Annotated in this window: 19 protein-coding genes and 2 pseudogenes; 17 read left to right on the forward strand and 4 right to left on the reverse strand. The window is 65.3% G+C overall.

The window, feature by feature from the left end:
* The first annotated feature begins 103 nt into the window (after nt 1-103).
* The 11 genes from G6N13_RS08765 to G6N13_RS08820 all read left to right on the forward strand — a co-directional run bounded on the left by G6N13_RS08765 (nt 104) and on the right by G6N13_RS08820 (nt 12,620).
* Nucleotides 104-904: an MlaE family ABC transporter permease gene (locus tag G6N13_RS08765; protein WP_163696271.1), complete on the forward strand. Its 801-nt coding sequence runs from the start codon at nt 104-106 to the stop codon at nt 902-904.
* A gap of 2 nt (nt 905-906) precedes the next feature.
* Nucleotides 907-1,776: an MlaE family ABC transporter permease gene (locus G6N13_RS08770; protein WP_163696273.1), complete on the forward strand. Its 870-nt coding sequence runs from the start codon at nt 907-909 to the stop codon at nt 1,774-1,776.
* A gap of 4 nt (nt 1,777-1,780) precedes the next feature.
* The gene (locus tag G6N13_RS08775) at nt 1,781-2,992 is read left to right on the forward strand and encodes an MCE family protein (protein WP_163696275.1); all 1,212 of its coding nucleotides are present in this window, start codon (nt 1,781-1,783) and stop codon (nt 2,990-2,992) included.
* A complete protein-coding gene (locus G6N13_RS08780) occupies nt 2,989-4,029 on the forward strand; it encodes an MCE family protein (RefSeq protein WP_163696276.1) in 1,041 nt (346 codons plus the stop codon). The genes G6N13_RS08775 and G6N13_RS08780 overlap by 4 nt, the downstream gene beginning before the upstream one ends.
* Nucleotides 4,026-5,579, forward strand: coding sequence for an MCE family protein (locus G6N13_RS08785; protein WP_163696279.1), 1,554 nt, complete (start codon nt 4,026-4,028; stop codon nt 5,577-5,579). The genes G6N13_RS08780 and G6N13_RS08785 overlap by 4 nt, the downstream gene beginning before the upstream one ends.
* A gap of 3 nt (nt 5,580-5,582) precedes the next feature.
* Nucleotides 5,583-7,187: a virulence factor Mce family protein gene (locus tag G6N13_RS08790; protein WP_163696280.1), complete on the forward strand. Its 1,605-nt coding sequence runs from the start codon at nt 5,583-5,585 to the stop codon at nt 7,185-7,187.
* A gap of 53 nt (nt 7,188-7,240) precedes the next feature.
* The gene (locus G6N13_RS08795; RefSeq protein ID WP_163701893.1) at nt 7,241-8,341 is read left to right on the forward strand and encodes a virulence factor Mce family protein; all 1,101 of its coding nucleotides are present in this window, start codon (nt 7,241-7,243) and stop codon (nt 8,339-8,341) included.
* A gap of 14 nt (nt 8,342-8,355) precedes the next feature.
* Nucleotides 8,356-9,921 carry an MCE family protein gene (locus G6N13_RS08800; RefSeq protein WP_163696283.1) on the forward strand — a complete coding sequence of 522 codons (1,566 nt, stop codon included), beginning with the start codon at nt 8,356-8,358 and terminating at the stop codon, nt 9,919-9,921.
* On the forward strand, nt 9,891-10,526 hold the full coding sequence (locus G6N13_RS08805) for an Rv1363c family protein (protein WP_163696285.1): 636 nt from the start codon (nt 9,891-9,893) through the stop codon (nt 10,524-10,526). Before G6N13_RS08800 ends, G6N13_RS08805 begins: the two co-directional genes overlap by 31 nt.
* A complete protein-coding gene (locus G6N13_RS08810; RefSeq protein ID WP_163696287.1) occupies nt 10,523-11,521 on the forward strand; it encodes an RDD family protein in 999 nt (332 codons plus the stop codon). Before G6N13_RS08805 ends, G6N13_RS08810 begins: the two co-directional genes overlap by 4 nt.
* 388 nt (nt 11,522-11,909) lie before the next feature.
* Complete coding sequence (locus G6N13_RS08820; RefSeq protein WP_407663915.1) at nt 11,910-12,620, forward strand: Mce protein; 711 nt, start codon at nt 11,910-11,912, stop codon at nt 12,618-12,620.
* Between the two features lie 156 nt (nt 12,621-12,776).
* Here the strand turns inward: G6N13_RS08820 and G6N13_RS08825 are convergent, their stop codons facing one another.
* Complete coding sequence (locus G6N13_RS08825) at nt 12,777-13,856, reverse strand: phosphodiester glycosidase family protein (protein WP_163696291.1); 1,080 nt, start codon at nt 13,854-13,856, stop codon at nt 12,777-12,779.
* Between the two features lie 167 nt (nt 13,857-14,023).
* On the reverse strand, nt 14,024-14,779 hold the full coding sequence (locus tag G6N13_RS08830) for a pirin family protein (protein ID WP_163696293.1): 756 nt from the start codon (nt 14,777-14,779) through the stop codon (nt 14,024-14,026).
* Between the two features lie 98 nt (nt 14,780-14,877).
* Here G6N13_RS08830 and G6N13_RS08835 point away from each other — a divergent pair, with 98 nt between their 5' ends.
* Entirely contained in the window at nt 14,878-15,318 is a 441-nt protein-coding gene (locus tag G6N13_RS08835; RefSeq protein ID WP_407663916.1) for a MarR family winged helix-turn-helix transcriptional regulator, read from the forward strand.
* A gap of 54 nt (nt 15,319-15,372) precedes the next feature.
* Here the strand turns inward: G6N13_RS08835 and G6N13_RS08840 are convergent.
* Nucleotides 15,373-15,549: pseudogene (locus G6N13_RS08840) on the reverse strand (hemophore-related protein); the annotation flags it as partial.
* 40 nt (nt 15,550-15,589) lie between these two features.
* On the opposite strand from G6N13_RS08840, the gene G6N13_RS08845 reads away from it, so the two are divergent.
* From G6N13_RS08845 to G6N13_RS08865, 5 genes are read left to right on the forward strand one after another with little or no spacing between them, the layout of a single operon-like run.
* Nucleotides 15,590-16,429 carry an alpha/beta hydrolase gene (locus tag G6N13_RS08845; protein ID WP_163696297.1) on the forward strand — a complete coding sequence of 280 codons (840 nt, stop codon included), beginning with the start codon at nt 15,590-15,592 and terminating at the stop codon, nt 16,427-16,429.
* 29 nt (nt 16,430-16,458) lie between these two features.
* Nucleotides 16,459-17,475, forward strand: a complete 1,017-nt coding sequence (locus G6N13_RS08850; RefSeq protein WP_163701894.1) for an alpha/beta hydrolase — start codon at nt 16,459-16,461, stop codon at nt 17,473-17,475.
* A 48-nt stretch (nt 17,476-17,523) separates the two neighbouring features.
* A complete protein-coding gene (locus G6N13_RS08855) occupies nt 17,524-18,273 on the forward strand; it encodes a DUF2786 domain-containing protein (RefSeq protein WP_163696300.1) in 750 nt (249 codons plus the stop codon).
* Nucleotides 18,270-18,767 carry a TIGR04338 family metallohydrolase gene (locus G6N13_RS08860; protein ID WP_163696302.1) on the forward strand — a complete coding sequence of 166 codons (498 nt, stop codon included), beginning with the start codon at nt 18,270-18,272 and terminating at the stop codon, nt 18,765-18,767. Before G6N13_RS08855 ends, G6N13_RS08860 begins: the two co-directional genes overlap by 4 nt.
* A gap of 40 nt (nt 18,768-18,807) precedes the next feature.
* Nucleotides 18,808-19,422: a pyridoxamine 5'-phosphate oxidase family protein gene (locus G6N13_RS08865; RefSeq protein ID WP_163696304.1), complete on the forward strand. Its 615-nt coding sequence runs from the start codon at nt 18,808-18,810 to the stop codon at nt 19,420-19,422.
* A 37-nt stretch (nt 19,423-19,459) separates the two neighbouring features.
* On the opposite strand, the pseudogene G6N13_RS08870 reads toward G6N13_RS08865, so the two are convergent.
* Nucleotides 19,460-20,030: pseudogene (locus G6N13_RS08870) on the reverse strand (SDR family NAD(P)-dependent oxidoreductase).
* Nucleotides 20,031-20,066: the final 36 nt, after the last annotated feature.

Here is a 20,066-nt window from a genome sequence, read left to right on the forward strand (position 1 = left end):
GGGAGACGACACTCACTCACTGCGGGTCGGGGCAAGGAGGGTACGTGCACGACGGACTGCCGTTGCGCCACGACCGACGTGGTTCCGTCATCTGGGTGTCCCTGTGACGGCAACGACCGCCGGTGTTGGCGGCTACCTCCAGGACAAAACGCGTCCGGCGCTCACCGCCATCGGCGGCTTCTTCCGCATGTGCGTGCTCACCGCGAAGGCCACGACGAAGTGGCCGTTCGAGTGGCGAGAGTTCATCCTCCAAGGCTGGTTTCAGTTTCGGGTGACGTTCCTGCCGACCATTGCGGTCGCGGTCCCCAACACAATCCTGATCATCTTCACCATCAATATCCTGCTGGTTGAGTTCGGCGCGGCTGACGTATCCGGTGCCGGCGCGGCGCTGGCCGCAGTGACTCAGCTCGGTCCGATCGTGACCGTGCTGGTGGTCGCAGGCGCTGGGTCGACGGCCATCTGTGCCGACCTCGGCGCGCGCACGATTCGCGAAGAGATCGACGCCCTCGAGGTCCTCGGCATCGATCCCATCCACCGCCTAGTCCTGCCCCGGGTGGTCGCCTCGACGTTCGTGGCCGTGCTGCTCAACGGCGCCGTCATCGCCGTCGGCCTCGTCGGTGGCTTCATCTTCGGCGTATACATGCAGAACATCTCCGCCGGCGCCTACGTCTCCACCTTGACGCTGATCACCGGCCTGCCCGAGGTCATCATCTCGATCGTCAAGGCGCTCACCTTCGGGCTGATCGCCGGTCTGGTCGGGTGCTACCGCGGTCTGACGGTGTCGGGCGGTTCCAAGGGCCTCGGCACCGCAGTGAACGAAACGCTCGTCCTTTCCGTGGTCGCATTGTTCGCCGTAAACGTCGTTCTGACGACCATCGGCGTCCGGTTCGGAACGGGGCACTGATTATGAGTACCGCGACAGTCCTGCGCAGCCGCTACCCGCGGGCGTATTCGAGGGCGAGCAAGTGGGCGGCCTCGCCGGGCCGCTTCATCGACCGGGTCGGTGACGTGGCGTGGTTCACCGTCACTGCCGTCGGCCAGATCCCGCATGCCCTGCGCTACTACCGCCGTGCGTTGCTGCGGTTGATCGCCGAGATCGGCATGGGCACCGGGGCGATGGCCGTTATCGGTGGCACCATCGCCATCGTCGGCTTCGTGACCTTGTCGGGTGGTTCGCTGATCGCGATCCAGGGTTACGCCTCGCTGGGCAATATCGGCGTCGAGGCCTTCACCGGATTCGTTGCGGCCCTGGTGAACGTCCGCGTCGTCGCACCCCTGGTCTCCGGACATGCCCTTGCCGCGACCGTGGGCGCGGGAGCAACCGCCGAACTGGGCGCCATGCGGATCAGTGAGGAGATCGACGCGCTTGAGGTGATGGGCATCAAGTCCATCAGCTACCTGGTGTCGACCCGCATCCTGGCCGGCATGGTCGTGATCATTCCGCTGTACGCGATGGCGCTGTTGCTGTCATTCCTGGCCGCTCAGCTCACCACGACCGTGCTGTACGGCCAGTCGACGGGCACCTACGACCACTACTTCCGCACGTTCCTGCGGCCCGACGACGTGTTCTGGTCCTTCGTCGTCGCCATCATCATCGCCATGTTCGTGATGATCAACCACTGCTACTTCGGCTACAACGCCAGCGGCGGTCCGGTCGGCGTGGGCGAGGCGGTCGGGATCTCCATGCGTGCTTCGCTGGTCGCCGTCGCGACCGTTGTTCTGTTGGCCTCGTTGGCGCTGTACGGCACCGACCCTAACTTCAACCTCACGGTGTAGCCGCATGCCCCAGCCGTTGAACGCTTCCCGGCGCCCGCCACTGAAGTTGGCGGGCGTGATCTTCCTCGTACTCGCCATCGTGTTGGTGACGTTGGTGTACCTGCAGTTCCGCGGTGACCTCACGCCGAAGACAACGCTCACCATGGTTTCCGATCGCGCCGGCCTGGTCATGGACCCGGGCTCGAAGGTCACCTACAACGGGGTCGAGATCGGTCGCGTCAGCAAGGTGGCCGCGGTGGATCGCGGCGGCAAGTCGGTCGCCGAACTCACCCTTCAGGTCGCCCCGCGCTACATCGCGCTGATCCCGGCCAATGTCGACGCTCAGATCAAGGCCAGCACGGTCTTCGGCAATAAGTACGTGTCCTTCACCAGCCCGAAGGACCCGACCACACAACGCATCTCGAGTGCGGACGTCATCGACGTTTCGCACGTCACGACGGAGTTCAACACGTTGTTCGAGACGTTGACCTCGATCTCGGAGAAGGTCGATCCGGTCAAGCTGAACCTGACGCTGTCCGCGGCGGCCGAGGCGCTCGGCGGGCTGGGTGCCAAGTTCGGGCAGTCCCTCGTCAACGGCAATGCCGTCCTCGATGACATCAACCCGCAGCTGCCCCAGATCCGCACCAACATTCAGCAGCTGTCCAAACTGGCCGATGTCTACACCAAGGCCAGCCCGGACCTGTGGGACTTCCTCGATCACGCCGTCACCACCGCCCGCACGCTCAATGCGCAGCAGAAGGATCTCGACGCTGCGCTGTTGGCCTCGACCGGATTCGGCAACACCGGCGCCGATATCTTCGAACGCGGCGGCCCCTACTTCGTGCGCGGCCAAGCCGACCTGATCCCCACCGCCAAACTGCTCGACACCTACAGCCCGCAGCTGTACTGCCAGATCAAGGGCGAGGCGGAGGCGTTGCATCCGGCGCTGGATGCCTTTGGCGGCAACGGGTATTCGCTCGACACCATGATCGAACTAGTAGGCGCCCCTAACCCGTACGTCTACCCCGACAACCTGCCCAGGGTCAACGGCCGCGGCGGCCCCGGCGGTGCTCCCGGCTGCTGGCAGAAGATTGACCGCAACTTCTGGCCCGCGCCGCATCTGGTGGTCGATGACGGTGCATCCCTGGCCCCGTACAACCACTTCGAACTCGGCCAACCGATCCTCACCGAATACGTGTGGGGACGCCAAGTCGGGGAGAACACGATCAACCCATGAAAATCACCGGCACAGCAATCAAACTCGGGGCATTCTCACTGGTGCTCCTGCTCTTCACGGCGATCATCATCATCGTGTTCGGGCAGTTCCGATTCGACCGAACGACCGCGTATACCGCCGAATTCAGCAATGCCAGTGGTTTGCGTGATGGCCAGTTCGTCCGTGCTGGTGGTGTCGAGGTAGGCAAGGTGTCCGACATCAAGCTCGTCGGCAACGGCGATCGTGTTCAGGTCACGCTCAACGTCGATCGCACCCTGCCCCTCTACCAGTCGACGACGGCTCAGATCCGATACCAGGACCTGATCGGCAACCGCTATGTCAACCTCGACCGCGGCACCGGCGAAGGCGCGGACCGGATTCTGCCTGGAGGCGGCTTCATTCCGATGTCGCGCACTCAGCCCGCGCTGGATCTCGACGCGCTCATCGGTGGCTTCAAGCCGCTGTTCAAATCGTTGGACCCGCAGAAGGTCAACACCATCGCCTCGTCGCTCATCACCGTTTTCCAGGGGCAAGGCGGCACTATCAACGACATTCTGGATCAGACGGCTCAGCTGACGTCCGCGCTGGCCGACCGGGATCAGGCCATCGGCGAGGTGATCACGAACCTGAACACCGTGCTGGACACCACCGTCAAGCATGAGAAGGACTTCGACCAGACGGTCAACAACTTCGAGATTCTCATCACCGGGTTGAAGAATCGCGCCGACCCGCTGGCCTCTGCCGCTGCCAGTATCAGCAGTGCCGCGGGCACTTTGAGCGATCTGCTGGCCGATAACCGCCCGCAGCTCAAGGACACACTGGCCAAGGTCGAAACCATCCAGCTGCCGCTGGCCGACGGTCAGGACCGCCTCGACGATCTGCTGACCAAGATGCCGGTGGCCGTGAAGATGATCGGTCGCGCCGGTGGTATCTACGGCGACTTCTTCAACTTCTACCTCTGCGACATCAACCTGAAGCTCAACGGCCTGCAGCCCGGTGGCCCGGTCCGCACCGTGAAGATCACTCAGCAGCCCACGGGTAGGTGCACGCCGCAATGAGGACGCTAGAGACGCCTAACCGGATCAAGAACGGCCTGGCCGGCATCGTCATCATCGTGCTGGTCGTCACTGTGGGGCAGAGCTTTTCGGGTATCCCGCAGCTGTTCGCCCAGCCGACGTACTACGGCCAGTTCACCGACAGCGCGGGCCTGAATGCCGGCGACAAAGTGCGCATCGCCGGCATGGATGTCGGCGAAGTGAAGTCGCTGAAGATCGACGGCGATCACGTCTTGATCGGATTTAACTTGGGCCCCAGGCAGATTGGCACCGAGAGCCGGGTGTCCATCCGCACCGAGACGATCTTGGGCAAGCGGGTGCTCGAAATCGAGCCGCGGGGCAGCAAGCTGCTCCAGGCGAGATCGGTCCTGCCGGTGGGCCAGACCACCACGCCCTACCAGATCTACGACGCCGTCTTCGACGTGACGAAGGCCGCGGCGGGCTGGGACATCGACAGCGTCAAGCAGTCGCTGAACGTGTTGTCGGAGACCATTGATCAGACCTATCCGCACCTGAGTGCGGCACTGGACGGGGTGGCCCGGTTCTCCGACACCATCGGTAAGCGTGACGAGCAGTTCAAGCAACTGCTGGCCAATGCGAACCAAGTCGCTGCCGTGCTGGGCAACCGCAGTGAGCAGATCAATCGGCTTGCCGTCAACGCCCAAACGCTGCTGGCCGCCGTCAACGAGCGTCGTTCCGAGATCGACTATCTGCTGGCCAACGTTTCCGCGCTCTCCGAGCAGTTCACCGGATTCATCAACGACAATCCGAACCTGAATCATGTTCTGGAGCAGCTGAAGACGATCAGCGATGTGCTGGTGAAGCACAAGACGGACCTGTCCGATGTGCTGATCACCGCCTCGAAATTCATGGGCGCACTGGCCGAGGCCATCGGCTCGGGCCCGTACTTCAAGGTGCTGGTGGTCAACCTGGTGCCTTACCAGATCCTGCAGCCGTGGGTGGACGCCGCATTCAAGAAGCGCGGTATCGACCCCGAACAGTTCTGGCGCAGCGCGGGTCTGCCGGCGTTCAAGTTCCCCGATCCCAACGGGCAGCGCCAGCCGAACGGCGCCCCGCCGCCGGCCCCGCTCCCGCTTGAGGGCACACCGGACCATCCGGGACCCGCAGTGGGCCCGGGCTCGCCATGCTCGTACACCCCAGCCGCGGACGGTATTCCGACGCCGGGTAACCCGTTGCCGTGTGCCACGCTGACCGACGGTCCGTTCGGCCCAGCGCCGGGTGGCTACCCGCCGCCGGACGTGCCGATTTCGGCGTACAACCCCGCCGCCGTCGGCGGCCCGGGTGTCCCGAGTGCGGCCTTCCCCGGCGAGCTTTCACCGAATGTGCAAGGTGTGCCTGCGCCGCCGCTGGCACCCGGTCCGCCGGGAGCCCGTACCGTCCCGGTCGCACCCACGCCGGGACCGGCCACCGATATCCCCGGCTACGCCCCACCGCCGAACGCGCTCATCGGACCGATCCCGCCGCCGGGACCGGGCCCGCAGGTCCCGCCGGTCGGTAACCTGGCACCCGTCGATCAGGGAGGGGGAGCGTAAGCGATGTCGACAGTCTTCAGTGTCCGTAACCTGGGCCTGCCCAAGATGTCTCGGGCGTCCGTCATCATCGGCACCCTCGTGGTGATCGTCGCGGTGTTCGCCGCATTCGGCGGTTACTACCTGTACAAGAAGCTGACCACCAACACCGTGGTGGCGTATTTCCCCGAAGCGCTGGCGCTGTATCCCGGTGACCGGGTCCAAATCATGGGCGTGCAGGTCGGCAAGATCGAGAGCATCGAGCCGGCCGGCGACAAAATGAAGGTCACCTTCAATTATCAGAACCGGTACAAGGTTCCGGCGAATGCCACCGCCACGATCCTCAACCCCAGCCTGGTCGCCTCCCGGGTGATCCAGCTCGCACCGCCCTACAGCGGCGGTCCGGTGATGGAGAACAACGCCGTCATCCCGATCGATCGCACCCAGGTGCCGGTGGAATGGGATGACCTGCGCAACCAGATCTCCGATATCGTCACCAAACTCGGCCCGACGCCCGATCAGCCCAAGGGCCCGTTCGGTGACGTCCTGGAGTCGTTCGCCAACGGACTCGAGGGCAAGGGCGAACAGATCAACACCACCTTCAAGGCGCTATCCAATGCGGTGACCGCGCTGAACGAAGGCCGCGGCGACTTCTTCGGCGTGCTCAAGAGCCTGGCCCTGTTCGTCAACGCCTTGCACAAGAGCGATCAGCAGCTGGTGTCGCTGAACAACAACCTCGCCACCTTCACCAACTCGTTCTCCAACTCCGATCAGGAAGTGGCCAAGGCGGTCAAGGACATTGACACGCTGTTGACCACGGCGCGCAAGTTCGTCAACGACAACGGTTCGGTGCTGAGCAAGGACATCAACAACCTGTCCGACGTCACCACCCAGGTCTTGCAGCCGGAATCGCGCGACGGCCTGGAGACGGTGTTGCACGTCTACCCCAACCTGGCCGCCAACCTGCAGAACATCTATCACCCGACACACGGTGCGCTGGTGGCGATTCCGACGATCGCCAGCTTCGCCAACCCGCTGCAGTTCATCTGTAGCGCGATCCAGTCCGGCAGCCGGTTGGGCTACCAGGACTCGGCGGAGATGTGCGCGGAGTACCTCGCGCCGATCATGGACGCGATCAAGTTCAACTTCCCGCCGTTCGGCGTCAACCAGTTCTCGACGGCTGAGACGCTGCCGAAGTACATCGCCTACTCCGAGCCGCGGCTGCAGCCACCCCCGGGCTACAAGGACACGACGGTGCCCGGTATCTGGTCGCGGGACACGTTGTTCTCGCACGGCAATCACGAGCAGGGCTGGATCGTGGCACCGGGCATGCAGGGTGTGGACGTGCAGGCGTTCACCGCCAACATGCTCACCCCGGATTCGCTCGCCGCGTTGATGGGCGGACCGGACCCGGTCGACTATCCGCCGGGTGGCCCGCGCGGTGGCGCACCGTCGAACTCCTATGACCAGAACAACCCGTTGCCGCCGCCGTGGTACCCGGGTGCGATCCCGCCGCCACCGCCTGGGCCGAACGTGATCCCCGGACCGTTGCCGGTCTCGCAGCAGATCAACGGTGGTGCTCCGGCGCCCGCCGGTCCGGCATTGCCGGCTGAAGCGGGAGGCGGTCAGTGAGTGCCATCGTGACCACCACCCGCCGATACGGCTGGCGTGGGTTCGTCCTGCTGATGACGGCGCTGGTGCTGACGTCCTGCGGCTGGCGCGGTATCGCGAACGTGCCGATGCCGGGCGGTCCTGGTAGCGGCAGGGACAAGATGACGATCTACGTCCAGATGCCGGACACGTTGGCGCTCAATGTCAACAGTCGGGTTCGGGTTGCTGACGTGTTCGTGGGCTCGGTGCGTGCCATCGAGCTCAAGAACTGGATCCCGACCCTCACGCTCGATCTGGAACCCGGAATCAAGCTGCCCGCCAACGCCATTGCGCGGATCGGACAGACCAGCCTCCTGGGAACCCAGCACGTCGAGCTCAATCCGCCGCCGAATCCGTCGTCCGAGCCGTTGCGCAACGGCGCGACGATCCCGCTGAAGAACTCCCAGTCGTTCCCGACGACTGAACGCACCTTGGCGAGTATCGCCACCGTGCTGCGCGGCGGCGGCATCCCGAACCTGGAGATCATCCAGACCGAGGTCTCCAACATTCTCGACGGCAACGCCGGGCAAATCCGCGACTTCCTGGGAAAGCTGAACACGTTTACCGATCAACTCAACCAGCAGCGTGACGACCTGACCCGGGCGATCGACAAGACCAACGAACTGGTGTCTATCGTGGCTGCGCGTAACGCGACTCTGGACCGCGTGCTGACCGAATTCCCGCCGCTGATCAAGTATTTCGCGGATGCCAGGGACCGGTTCACCGGTGCGGTCGAGGCACTCGGCCGGTTCAGCGCGATCACCGATCAGACGTTGTCGCAGTCGCGTGCTGATTTCGACACCAACCTGGCGCTGTTGCAGCGCCCGCTCAAGCAGCTCGGTCGGGCCGCACCGTATCTGATCGACTCGCTGAAGCTTGTCATCACGGCGCCGTACCCGATCGACAACATCCCGAAGGTCATTCGTGGCGACTACATCAACACCTCAGCCACCTTCGACCTGACGCTGAGCTCGATCGATAACGCGTTCCTCACCGGAACCGGAGTCTCGGGAATGCTGCGCGCCCTCGAGCAGGCATGGGGCCGTGATCCGCAGACGATGATTCCGGACGTCCGGTTCACGCCCCACCCGAACATGACCGACGGTGGCGGACCGTTTGTCGAGCGCGGCGAGTAGGGGGTGACGGATAGATGTTGACGACATTCATCAAGAGGCAGCTGGTCGTGTTCGGCGTGCTGACCGTGATCGCCCTGCTGGTGCTGGGGTGGTACTTCCTGCGCCTGCCCACGCTCGCCGGTATCGGGCAGTACGAGCTGAAAGCGGACCTGCCGTCCTCGGGTGGCCTGTATGCGACGGCCAATGTCACCTACCGGGGCATCACGATCGGCAAGGTCACCGAGGTGGAACCGACCGAGACCGGTGTCCGGGCGACCATGAGCATCAGCGACAAGTACAAGATCCCGCTGGATTCCTCCGCCAATGTGCACTCCGTGTCCGCGGTCGGTGAGCAGTACCTCGACCTGGTGTCCGACGGCAATCCCGGTCAGTACTTCGCGTCCGGCCAGACGATCACGAAGTCGACGGTGCCGGAGGAGATCGGCCCTGCCCTGGATGCGGCCAACAAGGGCCTCGCCGCCCTGCCTGCCGACAAGATTCCGGTGCTGCTGAACGAAACCGCCCGAGCGGTAGGCGGTTTGGGCCCGTCACTGCAACGGCTGGTCGACGGCACGCAGGCTCTGGTGACCGATTTCAAGACGAATATCCAGGACGTCAATGACATCATCCAGAATTCGCCGGCCGTCATCGACAGCCAGATCGACTCGTCGAGCGCGATCCAGCAGTGGTCGGCGAACTTGAACACGATCGCCTCGCAGACCGCCGCGCAGGATCAGGCGCTGCGCGATGGACTGCGTCAGGCCGCGCCGACCGCCGACGCCGTCAATGCCGTCTTCAGCGATGTGCGCGAGGCATTGCCGCAGACGCTGGCCAATCTCGAGATCGTGCTGGACATGCTCAAGCGCTACAACAAGGGCGTCGAGCAGTCGCTGGTGCTGTTGCCACAGGGCGCGTCGGTGGCCCAGTCCGTGTCGTCGATATACCCGGGTAAGGCGGCGCTGGACTTCGGGTTGACCATCAACCAGCCGCCGCCGTGCCTGACCGGCTTCCTGCCGGCCAGCCAATGGAGGGCGCCGGCCGATACCAGCCCCAAGCCGGTGGAGAGCGGGCTGTACTGCAAGATCCCCAAGGACACCCCCGCCAACGTCGTTCGTGGCGCTCGTAACTTCCCGTGCGCCGATGTGCCGGGTAAGCGGGCAGCGACGCCGATGGAGTGCCGCAGCAACGAGCCGTACACGCCGCTGGGCAACAATCCGTGGATCGGCGATCCCAACCAGGTGCTCAACTGCCCGGCGCCGGGCGCTCGATGTGACCAGCCAGTGAACCCCGGTACCGTGATACCGGCACCGTCGATTAACAACGGGATGAACCCGTTGCCGGCAGATCTGCTGCCGGGTCCCACCCCGCCGATCAGCGACGGACCCAGTCCGTCCGGGACCGGCACCGTGCAGTGCAACGGTCAGCAACCGAACCCCTGCACGTACACTCCGGCCGCCGGTAGTGCGCCACCAGGTAATACGGCCGTCTACAGCCCGCAGAGCGGGGAGCTGGTTGGCCCTGACGGTGTGAAATACAGCGTCAGCAACTCGAGCAATACAGGAGATAACGGATGGAAGGAGATGCTGGCTCCGGCCGGCTGACCCCCACCCCCGCCACTGATGACGCCGAACCCAGTGCGGCGCAGGAGTCGGTGAATCTGGACCCGGGCGACAAGAACGAAGCAGCCAACGGTGAACGGCCGCGCGGGTCGCGGCTCACTGGTCGCCGGGTAGCGGCTGTCTGCTGCGCGCTGGTGATCGCCAGCCTGCTGATCGCCACCGGCGGATTCTTCGCGCTGCGTGCACACCAGAAGAGCGTTGCGGCGGCCAAAGCCGAGACGGTCGCGCTGGCGGCTGCCAAGGACTGCGTCACCGCCACTCAGGCACCCGACGCTGCGGCGATGGCGGCCAGTCAGCAGAAGATCATCGAATGCGCGACCGGTGACTTCGGCGCCCAGGCCACCCTCTACAGCGGCCTGCTGGTGGACGCCTATCAGGCCGCCAAGGTTCAGGTCCAGGTCTCCAATATGCGGGCGGCCGTGGAACGGCACAACGATGACGGCTCCCTGGACGTGCTGGTGGCCGTGCGAGTGAAGGTGTCCAACTCCCAGGCTCAGGACCAGGAGCAGGGCTACCGTCTGCGGGTCCGGATGGCCCCCGAGGGAGGCACGTACAAGATCGCCAAACTCGACCAGGTGAGTAAGTGACGGTGACGGTCCCCGAAGCGGACGCCGTCGACGTCGAGGCGGACGCCACTGAGGTCACCGACCGGGCGGCCTTCCTCACGCTGGCGAGCTGGCCGGCGCGCGCCGGCGCCTATGCGGTCGACGTGTTCTTCCCCGCTGGTGTGGTGATCACCTGTCTGCTGGTCGCGCAGTCGGCTTCGATATCGGGCCGCGGCTGGCTGCAGTGGACGGCGATCGCCATAGCCGCGGCGGTATTCCTGGCCCTGGCACTGAACCGGCTATTGCTCCCATCGCTCACCGGGTGGACGCTGGGCCGGTCACTGGTCGGTATCGCCGTCGTCCGACGCGATAAAGCGCCAATTGATCCGTGGCGCCTGCTTATTCGCGATCTGGCACATCTACTCGATACCGCCGCGTTGTTCGTCGGCTGGCTGTGGCCGTTGTGGGACTCACGCAACCGGACCTTCGCCGACCTGATCACCCGCACCGAGGTGCACCGCGAAGAGGGTGAGCCGCCCGATCGGCGGCGGCAGGCAGGTGCGGTGCTGGTGGCTCTCGCGGTGCTCGCTGGCACGGCCACCGCGCTCGGTTACCTCTCGGTGTATCGGCCCGCACTCACCGTCGAACAGACCCGAGAGCATCTTGCGGTCGAAGGCCCCAGGATCGTTCAACAGATGCTGAGCTACAACGTCGCCACGATCGATGCGGATTTCGAGCGGGCCCGGGGCCTGGTCACCGATAGCTATCGGCAACAGCTTGTGGCACAGCAGGATTCGGTGCGCAAAGCCGGACCGGTCGACAACGACTATTGGGTCACCAACAGTGCCGTACTAACCAACACCCGCGATCGCGCGGAGATGCTGCTGCTCATGCAGGGCCAGCGCGGTGAGCCGCCCAAGCAGCGGCTGATCACGGCCACCGTGCAGGTGAGCTTGGAGCGGTCCGCGAGCGGTCAGTGGCAGGTGTCAAACTTGTCGGTGCTGGCGAAGCCGAACCCGGCGGGAGAGCCGAAGTGAGCCCGCGTCGCAAGGTCGAGGCCGACAGCGTGGAGCTGTTCCGGCTGCCTGACCGGCAACCGCGCCGGTGGGTCTTGCCTTTGGTGGCCACGCTGGCGGCGGTGGCGATCATCGCCGCGCTCACTGTCAGCACGCTGCTACTGGTGAAACGAGAAACCCAGCGGCAGGACGCGATTCGAGAGGTGGCGGTGCTGAGCTTCGTGCGCGGCTTCGTCACCCAGTACACGTCGATCGACCCGTTCCACGCCAATGACTATGCCGATAAGGTGCTGTCGCAGGGCACCGGGCAATTCGCCAAGCTCTATCAGGACAAGATGAACGAGGTCGTCATCCAGGTGGCTCGGGCCGAGCCGACGGCGGGCACCGTGCAGGCGTTGGGTATCGAGCGCTGGAACCGCGACGGCAGTGCGGACGTGGCGGTGGTCGCCACGACCAAGACCAAGATGCCCGACGGCAAGACCATCGAAAGCGGGAGTCGCTGGATGGTCACCGCGACCCAAGAAGGAGGTGCAGGAGGGCCGTGGAAGATCAGCAACCTACTGCAGGTGATCTAGCCGACGCGGCACCGCCGGCGCGAAAGCGGTTGCGCCTCAACAAGACAACGGTGGCGGCTGGCGTGTCCGCGATCCTGTTCGTGGCCGCGGGCGGTTTCGCCAGCGCGACTGTGCAGCCGTATCTGATGGACCGGGCGGCCGTCGACACCAAGCTCACTATCGCCCGCACCGCGGCCGAGGCGATCACCACGCTGTGGACCTACACCCCCGACGATATGGACAAGCTGCCGGACCGGTCGGCGAGGTATCTGTCCGGCGACTTCCAGGACGAGTACCGCAAGTACGTCGACGCCATCGTGCCGACCAACAAACAGGCCAAGGTGACCAACAGCACCGAGGTGGTCGGCGCCGCAGTCGAATCGCTGAACGGTAAGGACGCCACCGCGATCGTCTACACCAACACCACCTCGAAGAGCCCGCTGAGTAAGGACATTCCCTCGACGAAGTACCTCTCCTACCGCGTGCAGCTGACCCGGGACGGTGCGCACTGGCTGGTCACCAAGATGACCACGGTGACATCGTTGGACCTCACCCCCAAGCTCTGAGGCGCCCATCGGCGATACTTGGCGCTCGGGCACGAGTTCGCCTCCTGGAACATTGCGGTCAGCGTGGCCACCGCGGTGCAGATGACCGTGATGACCAAGCTCCCCTCCCGCGCGCGATCCGCTACTGCGCCGGGTGTTCGGCCAGCCCTGAAATCGTCAGTTAAACGCGAGCCACGCGGGCAGCGCGCGCTCACGGGAATCGCACAGCACCGCCATGGTGTCGCACGAACCCTTCGGCACACCCGCGCCGGCCCACATGCCGCCGGTGTCGCGGCGCAACACGATGGCCGACGATCCACCACCGTCGAGCAGAATCGCGGTGTCGCTGCCCAGCCCGCGGAAGAGATCCTGGATCTGATCCGGCGTGTAACTGCCGCCCTGGAAGATGTACATCTCATCCTTGTCCCTGGCGTAGGCCAGCGCGGTGCGCGCGGCGCTGGGGCCGGGGTCATTCAACTGGCCGGTGTCGCCCGGTGCCAGCAGCCCGAGGCCACTGACCGCTGCGAACCGGGCGCCCTTGTCCAGCAGCCCCTGGATCACCGGGGTGGCGGCGTCATAGTCGTTAGGTGACGTGGGCGTAACCAGGAACGGTGCACCCGCGACGGGGATGATCATCGTCGTCAGTGCGGTCCACACCTCATCACCGCCAGACAGCGCCTGCTTGCCGGCGTAGGCGACCGTCCCCGTCACTGCGGCGTTGGCTCGGCCCTGGCCTTGGGTGTTGTCGACGTAGGCACCCAACGGAGAGCTGCATCCGGTCGACTTCCACGAACCTGCTTGCTGCCCCCGGACATCGAAGAAGTTGGCGTTGATCACAATGGTCGGCTGCCCGAGCGCCTGCCAGGCCTGCAGCGGCGAGTAGGTCTCGGAGGCCTGCACCAGTCCCTCGCGGGTGCGGGTGCCAGGGGTCTGTTCGCAGCGGGCCTGGTAGCCGCTGTGGGTGTCGACCAGCAGCCGGGGCGTCAGGCGTTTGGAGGCGGCCTTGATCGTCATCAGGTGACCGCCGTTGGTGAGCTCGTACCAGGTGCCGCCCGCGTTGAGCATTGGTGCGGGATAACCACTTCCGAAGTTGTAGACCAGGTAGCTGCCGCGCGTCGTAGCGATGGCCTGGGCCAGTTGCTCGCGGCCGTCGGCCGCTGCGATGGGTGCGCCGAGGGTCGCGGCGAGCGTCAGGCAGCCGGCCACGGCCATGCTGCCCGCGATCAGGCGGCGTAGCTTCACGACGACGGTTGGCACAGCTGCCCTTTCATGACGACGAGCCCTCGACGGCACGTACCCCCTATTCTCAGCAACCGCACAGTCAACTTTGGTGACAGTCCTGCGACAGTTTTGCTCCAGCATCGTCACGACCAGCAACGTCGGTTTGCCGCTTGGATATGCCAACTCCAACGGCGGGTTTGTGATCAGCCCGCCAGCCCGGCGTGCATCTCCCAGACGAGGATCTCCGCGGGTTCAGTAGCGGTGACCCGCTGACCGCCAGCCGCGCTGAAGCGCACCGCGTCACCCTCGTGTAGCGCGCCGGCACCCTCCAACCTCACCTCGCCGCGCGGCACGAACAGGTGTAGATACGGGGCTTCGGGCAGCTCGACGGTGTCACCGGGTTGTAGGCGCGCACCGTGTAGCGCCGCGTATCGGTTGCGGATCGCGATGGCCGCCTGCTCCCTGTGCTCTGGCATGCCGGAGGCGATCGTCACCAGCCCGCCGCGCAGCAGCTCGTCGTCGATTTCCAGTTGTTGATAGCCCGGATCGAGCCCCGACTCGTCGGGTACCACCCACATCTGAACGAAATGAACTGGCTCGTTATGTGTTTCGTCACCAGTCAGCGTCCAGGAGTCATTCTTCTCCGAATGCAAGATGCCCCGGCCCGCCGACATTCGTTGAGCCAGGCCGGGATAGATCACCCCGGAGTGACCGGTGGAGTCCTGGTGCACTAGCGAGCCCTGCAGCACCCACGTGATGATCTCCATATCGCGGTGCGGGTGAGTGTCAAATCCACTGCCCGGCTTGACAATATCGTCGTTGTTCACCAACAGCAGGCCGTGGTGAGTGTTGGCCGGGTCGTAGTTGTGCCCGAACGAGAACGAGTGCTTGGAGTCCAGCCAATCGATCTTCGTCGCGGCGCGGTCGGCGGCACGTCTGATGTCGACTGTTGCTGCCATGTCAATCACCTCTTGGGTCGATGCCAGCCTAAATGGCCGGTTGCCTAGCCACAACCTAGATGACACGTCATGTATTCCGCTAAGGTGATCGCGTGGCCCTGCGCTGGTTGACCGAGGACCAACAGCTGATCTGGCGCAACTACCTGGAATTGGGCACTCGGCTTCAGGTCGCGATGAACCGCCAGCTCCAGGCTCGGTGTGGGCTCTCCCTGGCCGACTACGAGGTCCTGGTCGCACTATCCGAGCGGGGGCCGGTGCGAGTGCTGGGATTAGCCGCGGCGCTGGGCTGGGAACAGAGCCGGGTCTCGCACCAGCTGCGCCGGATGCGGGATCGCGATCTGCTCGAGCGGCGCGACAGCACCGAGGACCGGCGCGGTGCCACCGTCGAGATCACTGTCGCTGGACGGGAGGCGCTGGCCTCTGCAGCCCCCGATCACGTCGCGCTGGTCCGATCGGTGCTGTTCGACGAGATGACGCCGGCGCAACTGCGGGGGTTCGACGAGGTGATCGTGGCGGCGCTGGAGCGGCTGGGCGACTGACCCAGTCCGCCGCCACAGCAGGGCTGCGGCGGTGGATCGACGTGTGGTGTGGGATCAACCCGCCATGAAGGCGTCGTAGGCCGTCTGCAGGTTCGGCGGCAACACCGAGACATTGCACGACTGCTGGGTGTCAGCGATCGGTGCGAGGATTCCGCGCAGGTCGTAGCACTCACCGGGGTTGGCGGTGAAGTAGCCGCGCACGTTGGCTTCGGCCTGGGGGCGCGGCTGGGTGTACAACCTGCGTGGCCTTAGTGACCGTTAGGCTGCGTTGATGGTCACAACGCGCACCGAGCGTACGTTCGACGGAGTCGGCGGCGTCCGCATCGTCTACGACGTGTGGACACCGGACACGCAACCGCGCGGCGTCGCCGTGCTGTCCCACGGCCTCGGTGAGCATGCCCGCCGCTACGACCATGTTGCCGAGCGCTTCGGCCAAGCCGGCCTCGTCACCTACGCCCTCGACCACCGCGGTCACGGCCGCTCCGGCGGTAAGCGCGTACGGGTCCGGTCGATCAACGAGTACACCGGCGATTTCGACACGCTCGCCGCAATCGCTACCGCAGAACACCCCGGCCTGAAGCGAATCGTGCTCGGCCACAGCATGGGTGGCGGCATCGTGTTCGCCTGGGGCGTCGACCACCCGGGCGACATCGACCTGATGGTGCTGTCCGGTCCCGCGGTCGCGGCCCAGAGCGGGGTGTCGCAAGCCAAGCTGCTGCTCGGGAAGGCGGTGGGCTCGCTGCTGCCGGACCTGCCCGTCGAAGAGCTCGATTCGAACGCGATCTCCCGCGACCCCGAAGTGGTGGCCGCCTACAACGCCGACCCGCTGGTGCATCACGGCAAGATCCCGGCCGGTATCGCGAAGGCGTTGGTGACGGTTGGCGAGACGATGCCGCAGAAGGCGCGCCAGCTGACCGCGCCGTTGCTGGTGGTACATGGTGCCGAGGATGCGCTGGTACCGGCCAGCGGCAGCGAACTGCTCGTGGACTGTGTCGGCTCGGCCGACGTGCGCCTCAAGGTGTATCCCGGGCTCTATCACGAGGTGTTCAACGAGCCCGAGCGCGATCGGGTGCTCGATGATGTCACCGCCTGGATCGAGGCCAGGCTGTGAGCGTGCGCCGTCGTATCGTCCTGGCGGCGATGGCGCTGATGCTGGTAGCCGGTTGCTCGTCGAACAACGCAACGACCAGCGGATCGCATAACGCCTGGGTCGAGGACGAGGTGACGTTCGTCGCCGACGGGCTGACCATCCACGGCACCTACCGCCACCAGCACGGTGATCAGAAGGGGCCGGCGGCGCTGCTGATCTCCGAAAGCGGGCGCACCGATCGCAACGGCGACAACAACGTCGCCGGGCCGATCGGCAATATGCGTCAGCTCGCCGAATACCTGTCTAACCACGGCGTGGCCTCGCTGCGTTACGACAAGGTCGGCACCGGAAAGACCGGCCTGGGCCCCTACGCCGACCACCCGGCCGATGTCGGCAGCGCCGTCTACACCACGGGCGCGAAATCCGCGGTGCGGTTCCTGGCCGGGCAGGCGGCCACCGATAAAGACCACCTCTCGGTGTACACGCTCGGCGAGGGCACCGTCCACGCGATGACACTGGCCGACGACACCTCGGCCGGCGCGCCCAAGATCCACTCGCTGGGTCTGCTGCAACCGCTGGCCGGCCGCTACCTCGACCTGATCACCAATCGGGTCAAAGCCGATATGGCCGCCGCCGTGAAGGGCGGGCAGAAAACCCAGGCGCAGGCCGACCAGGTGATAGCCGCGTGGAATGCCGCCGTCACCGAGGCCCGCACCAAGGGCACCGTGCCCGCCAAGCTGCCCGAGAGCCTCAGCGCGATCCTGTTCCCCGGCAACGTCAAGGCCGTCGTCGAAGCCGACGCGATCGACCCGCTGAACCTGGCCGCCCGCATCCCTGCCGGCACACCGGTATTGGTGACGTGCTCGGATACCGATGGCCAGGCCAATTGTGCGGATATCAAACCGTTCACCGATGCCCTGGCGCACACCTCGTTGTCGGTGGTCGCGCTCAAGGGTGTCAACCACGTGTTGCGCGACGACCCGACCGACAACGTCGGCAATTACGCCAAGCCGGGCCCGCTCTCGCCGCAGCTCACGGTGGCGCTGGATGGGTTCGTCGGTCAGTAACGAGCTCATGGCACGCCGATGTCAGCACGCTCCGCTAGGTTGCCAATCGTGACGGACGACAAGATGCTGGCGCGCATCGCGGCACTCCTGCGCCAGGCCGAAGGCACCGACAACGTCCACGAGGCCGAGGCGTTCATGGCCGCCGCCCAGCGGCTGGCCACCGCGACATCGATCGACCTGGCGGTCGCGCGCGCCCACTCCGCCACCCGCACCGCCGCACAGGCACCGACCCAGCGGACCATCACCATCGGTGAGCCGGGCTCCCGGGGCCTGCGTACCTACGTGCAGCTGTTCGCGGGCATCGCCGCGGCCAACGACGTGAAGTGCGATGTCGCCTCGAATTCGACGTATGTGTACGCCTACGGTTTCGCCGAGGACATCGACGCCAGCCATGCCCTCTACGCCAGTCTGGTCGTGCAGATGGTGCGCTCGTGTGACGCCTACCTGGCTACCGGTGCCCACAAGCCGACGCCGACCATCACCGCGCGGCTCAACTTCCAGTTGGCCTTCGGTGCGCGCGTCGCCCAGCGCCTCTCCGAGGCGCGCGAAGAGGCCACGAAGGAAGCCACCCGGGACCGCAAGACCGCGCCGGGAACGGCATTGGCCTTGCGCAACAAGGAACTCGAGCTGCGTGACCATTACCGGCAGAACTCCCGAGCGCGCGGCACCTGGCAGGCTAGCCGGGCGTCGGCGGGATATTCGTCGGCGGCCCGGCGTGCCGGTGACCGGGCCGGCCGGCAGGCCCGGCTGGGTTCCAGTCCTGAACTGCCCGGGGCGCGGACCCGGCTGCGCAAGTGACGGCGCGCGACAGCCAACGCTCCCGCGTCTACGGGGCCGAGGAGTTCGTCCGAACCCTTTTCGATCGCGCCGCCCAACACAGTTCACGCACCATCGACTTCTTCGGGGCGCAGCTCACCCTGCCGCCTGAGGCGCGATTCGCGTCGATGCCGTCAGTGCGGCGCTATGTCGGCGATGTCCTCGCGCTACCCGCGGTGAGCGCCCGCTGGCCGCAGGCAGGGCCGCTGACCGTGCGGACGCGGCGCGCTGCCAGTGCCGCGCACTACGAAAGCTCCGGTGGCACGGGCATCATCGCGGTACCGGACCGTGACTCCGCGGACTGGGCGATGCGGGAGCTGGTCGTGCTGCACGAGATCGCCCATCATCTGAGCCCGCAGGGGCCCGCGCACGGCCCGGACTTCATCGCGACTTTCTGCGAGCTCGCCACCGTGGTGATGGGCCCCGAGGTCGGCCACGTGTTGCGCGTGGTCTACGCCAAAGAAGGCGTGAAGTAACTCGCTTGAAGATCGCGTGACGGGCGAGGAGACTCCAGCTATGCGCCGTGAAGTGAAGACCGTTGCCGCGCTTCGGGAGATCGTGGGCGAACCCGATCCCTATGTCGCGAACAAGGTCAAGGACCGGCTCTCGCCGGTCCAGTGCGACTGGTTGGCACACTCCCCGTTGGCGTTTGTCGCGACAACGGATCAGCATGGCCGCGTGGATGTTTCCCCGAAGGGTGACCCGCCAGGATTCGTGCATGTGATCGACGAGCAGACCATCGCCATCCCGGATCGGACTGGCAATAAGCGTGTCGACGGCTATCTCAACGTAGTGCAACGCCCACAGGTCGGAACCCTGTTTGTCATCCCCGGTCGCGGGGACACTCTCCGGATCAATGGACGGGCCCGAATCCTGGCCGACGCCGACTACTTCGACACCATGATCGTGCAGGGCAAGCGCCCACTGTTGGTGATGGAGGTCGACATCGAGGAAGTGTTCTTCCACTGCTCCAAGGCATTCCTGCGGTCCGATACCTGGAAGCCCGAGACCTGGAATCCGGACGCGCTGCCCAGCGTGGCGAAGATGGCCAAGGCACTGCGGACGGACTGGACCGATGCCCAGCTCGAGGAGCGCTACAGCGAGGAGAACATCCGGCGGTCGATGTACTAGCCGGCCCGGGCGACCTCGACCGGTAGCGCATTTCGGATCACACCAGCGATGCGGTCAGACCTCCGTCCAGCACATAATGGCTGCCCGTGATCCAGCCGGCCTTGTCTGACGCAAGGAAGGCGGTGACCTCGGCGATATCCTCTGGGGTTCCCAGACGCCCCTGCTTCATCGCGACGAGGTCTGCGAACGGTATTTGGGTCGCTTCCTCGAAATCAGGGCGGAGTCGGTCGACCATCGCCGTGTCGACGAAACCTGGGCACACCGCATTCACCCGCACCCCCACTGACCGAAGCTCGACGGCTGCGACCCGTGTGAGCTGAATCAATGCGGCCTTGGTCGCGCAGTACGAGCCAAGTAGCGGGCTACCGCCGATACCGGCAATCGACGCGATGTTCACAATGTTGCCCCTGGACGGCACAAGATGCTCTACGGCGGCTTTCATTGTCACGAACGGCCCGCGGACGTTCACGGCAAAGATGGTGTCGAAGTCGGTCGAGATCGCTGACGACGACCCGTGCGCCGCGATCGATGAAGAGGGTGGCAATCGCCTTGCCGATGCCGTTGGCGGAACCGGGGACGAAGACTCGCTTACCGGTGAGGCCCGACATTGGAAGACCTTTCCGGATTGGTGTTCATGGGCGAAG

This window comes from Mycolicibacterium sarraceniae, assembly GCF_010731875.1.
Lineage (GTDB): Bacteria > Actinomycetota > Actinomycetes > Mycobacteriales > Mycobacteriaceae > Mycobacterium > Mycobacterium sarraceniae.

Bases quoted from the DNA above. Each gene is read 5' to 3' on its own strand.
- G6N13_RS08800 (WP_163696283.1), top strand. From the start codon at position 8,356: ATGTTGACGACATTCATCAAGAGGCAGCTGGTCGTGTTCGGCGTGCTG.
- G6N13_RS08845 (WP_163696297.1), top strand. From the start codon at position 15,590: ATGGTCACAACGCGCACCGAGCGTACGTTCGACGGAGTCGGCGGCGTC.
- G6N13_RS08790 (WP_163696280.1), top strand. From the start codon at position 5,583: ATGTCGACAGTCTTCAGTGTCCGTAACCTGGGCCTGCCCAAGATGTCT.
- G6N13_RS08775 (WP_163696275.1), top strand. From the start codon at position 1,781: ATGCCCCAGCCGTTGAACGCTTCCCGGCGCCCGCCACTGAAGTTGGCG.
- G6N13_RS08770 (WP_163696273.1), top strand. From the start codon at position 907: ATGAGTACCGCGACAGTCCTGCGCAGCCGCTACCCGCGGGCGTATTCG.
- G6N13_RS08805 (WP_163696285.1), top strand. From the start codon at position 9,891: ATGGAAGGAGATGCTGGCTCCGGCCGGCTGACCCCCACCCCCGCCACT.
- G6N13_RS08865 (WP_163696304.1), top strand. From the start codon at position 18,808: ATGCGCCGTGAAGTGAAGACCGTTGCCGCGCTTCGGGAGATCGTGGGC.
- G6N13_RS08780 (WP_163696276.1), top strand. From the start codon at position 2,989: ATGAAAATCACCGGCACAGCAATCAAACTCGGGGCATTCTCACTGGTG.
- G6N13_RS08830 (WP_163696293.1), bottom strand. From the start codon at position 14,779: ATGGCAGCAACAGTCGACATCAGACGTGCCGCCGACCGCGCCGCGACG.
- G6N13_RS08785 (WP_163696279.1), top strand. From the start codon at position 4,026: ATGAGGACGCTAGAGACGCCTAACCGGATCAAGAACGGCCTGGCCGGC.
- G6N13_RS08850 (WP_163701894.1), top strand. From the start codon at position 16,459: ATGGCGCTGATGCTGGTAGCCGGTTGCTCGTCGAACAACGCAACGACC.
- G6N13_RS08795 (WP_163701893.1), top strand. From the start codon at position 7,241: ATGACGGCGCTGGTGCTGACGTCCTGCGGCTGGCGCGGTATCGCGAAC.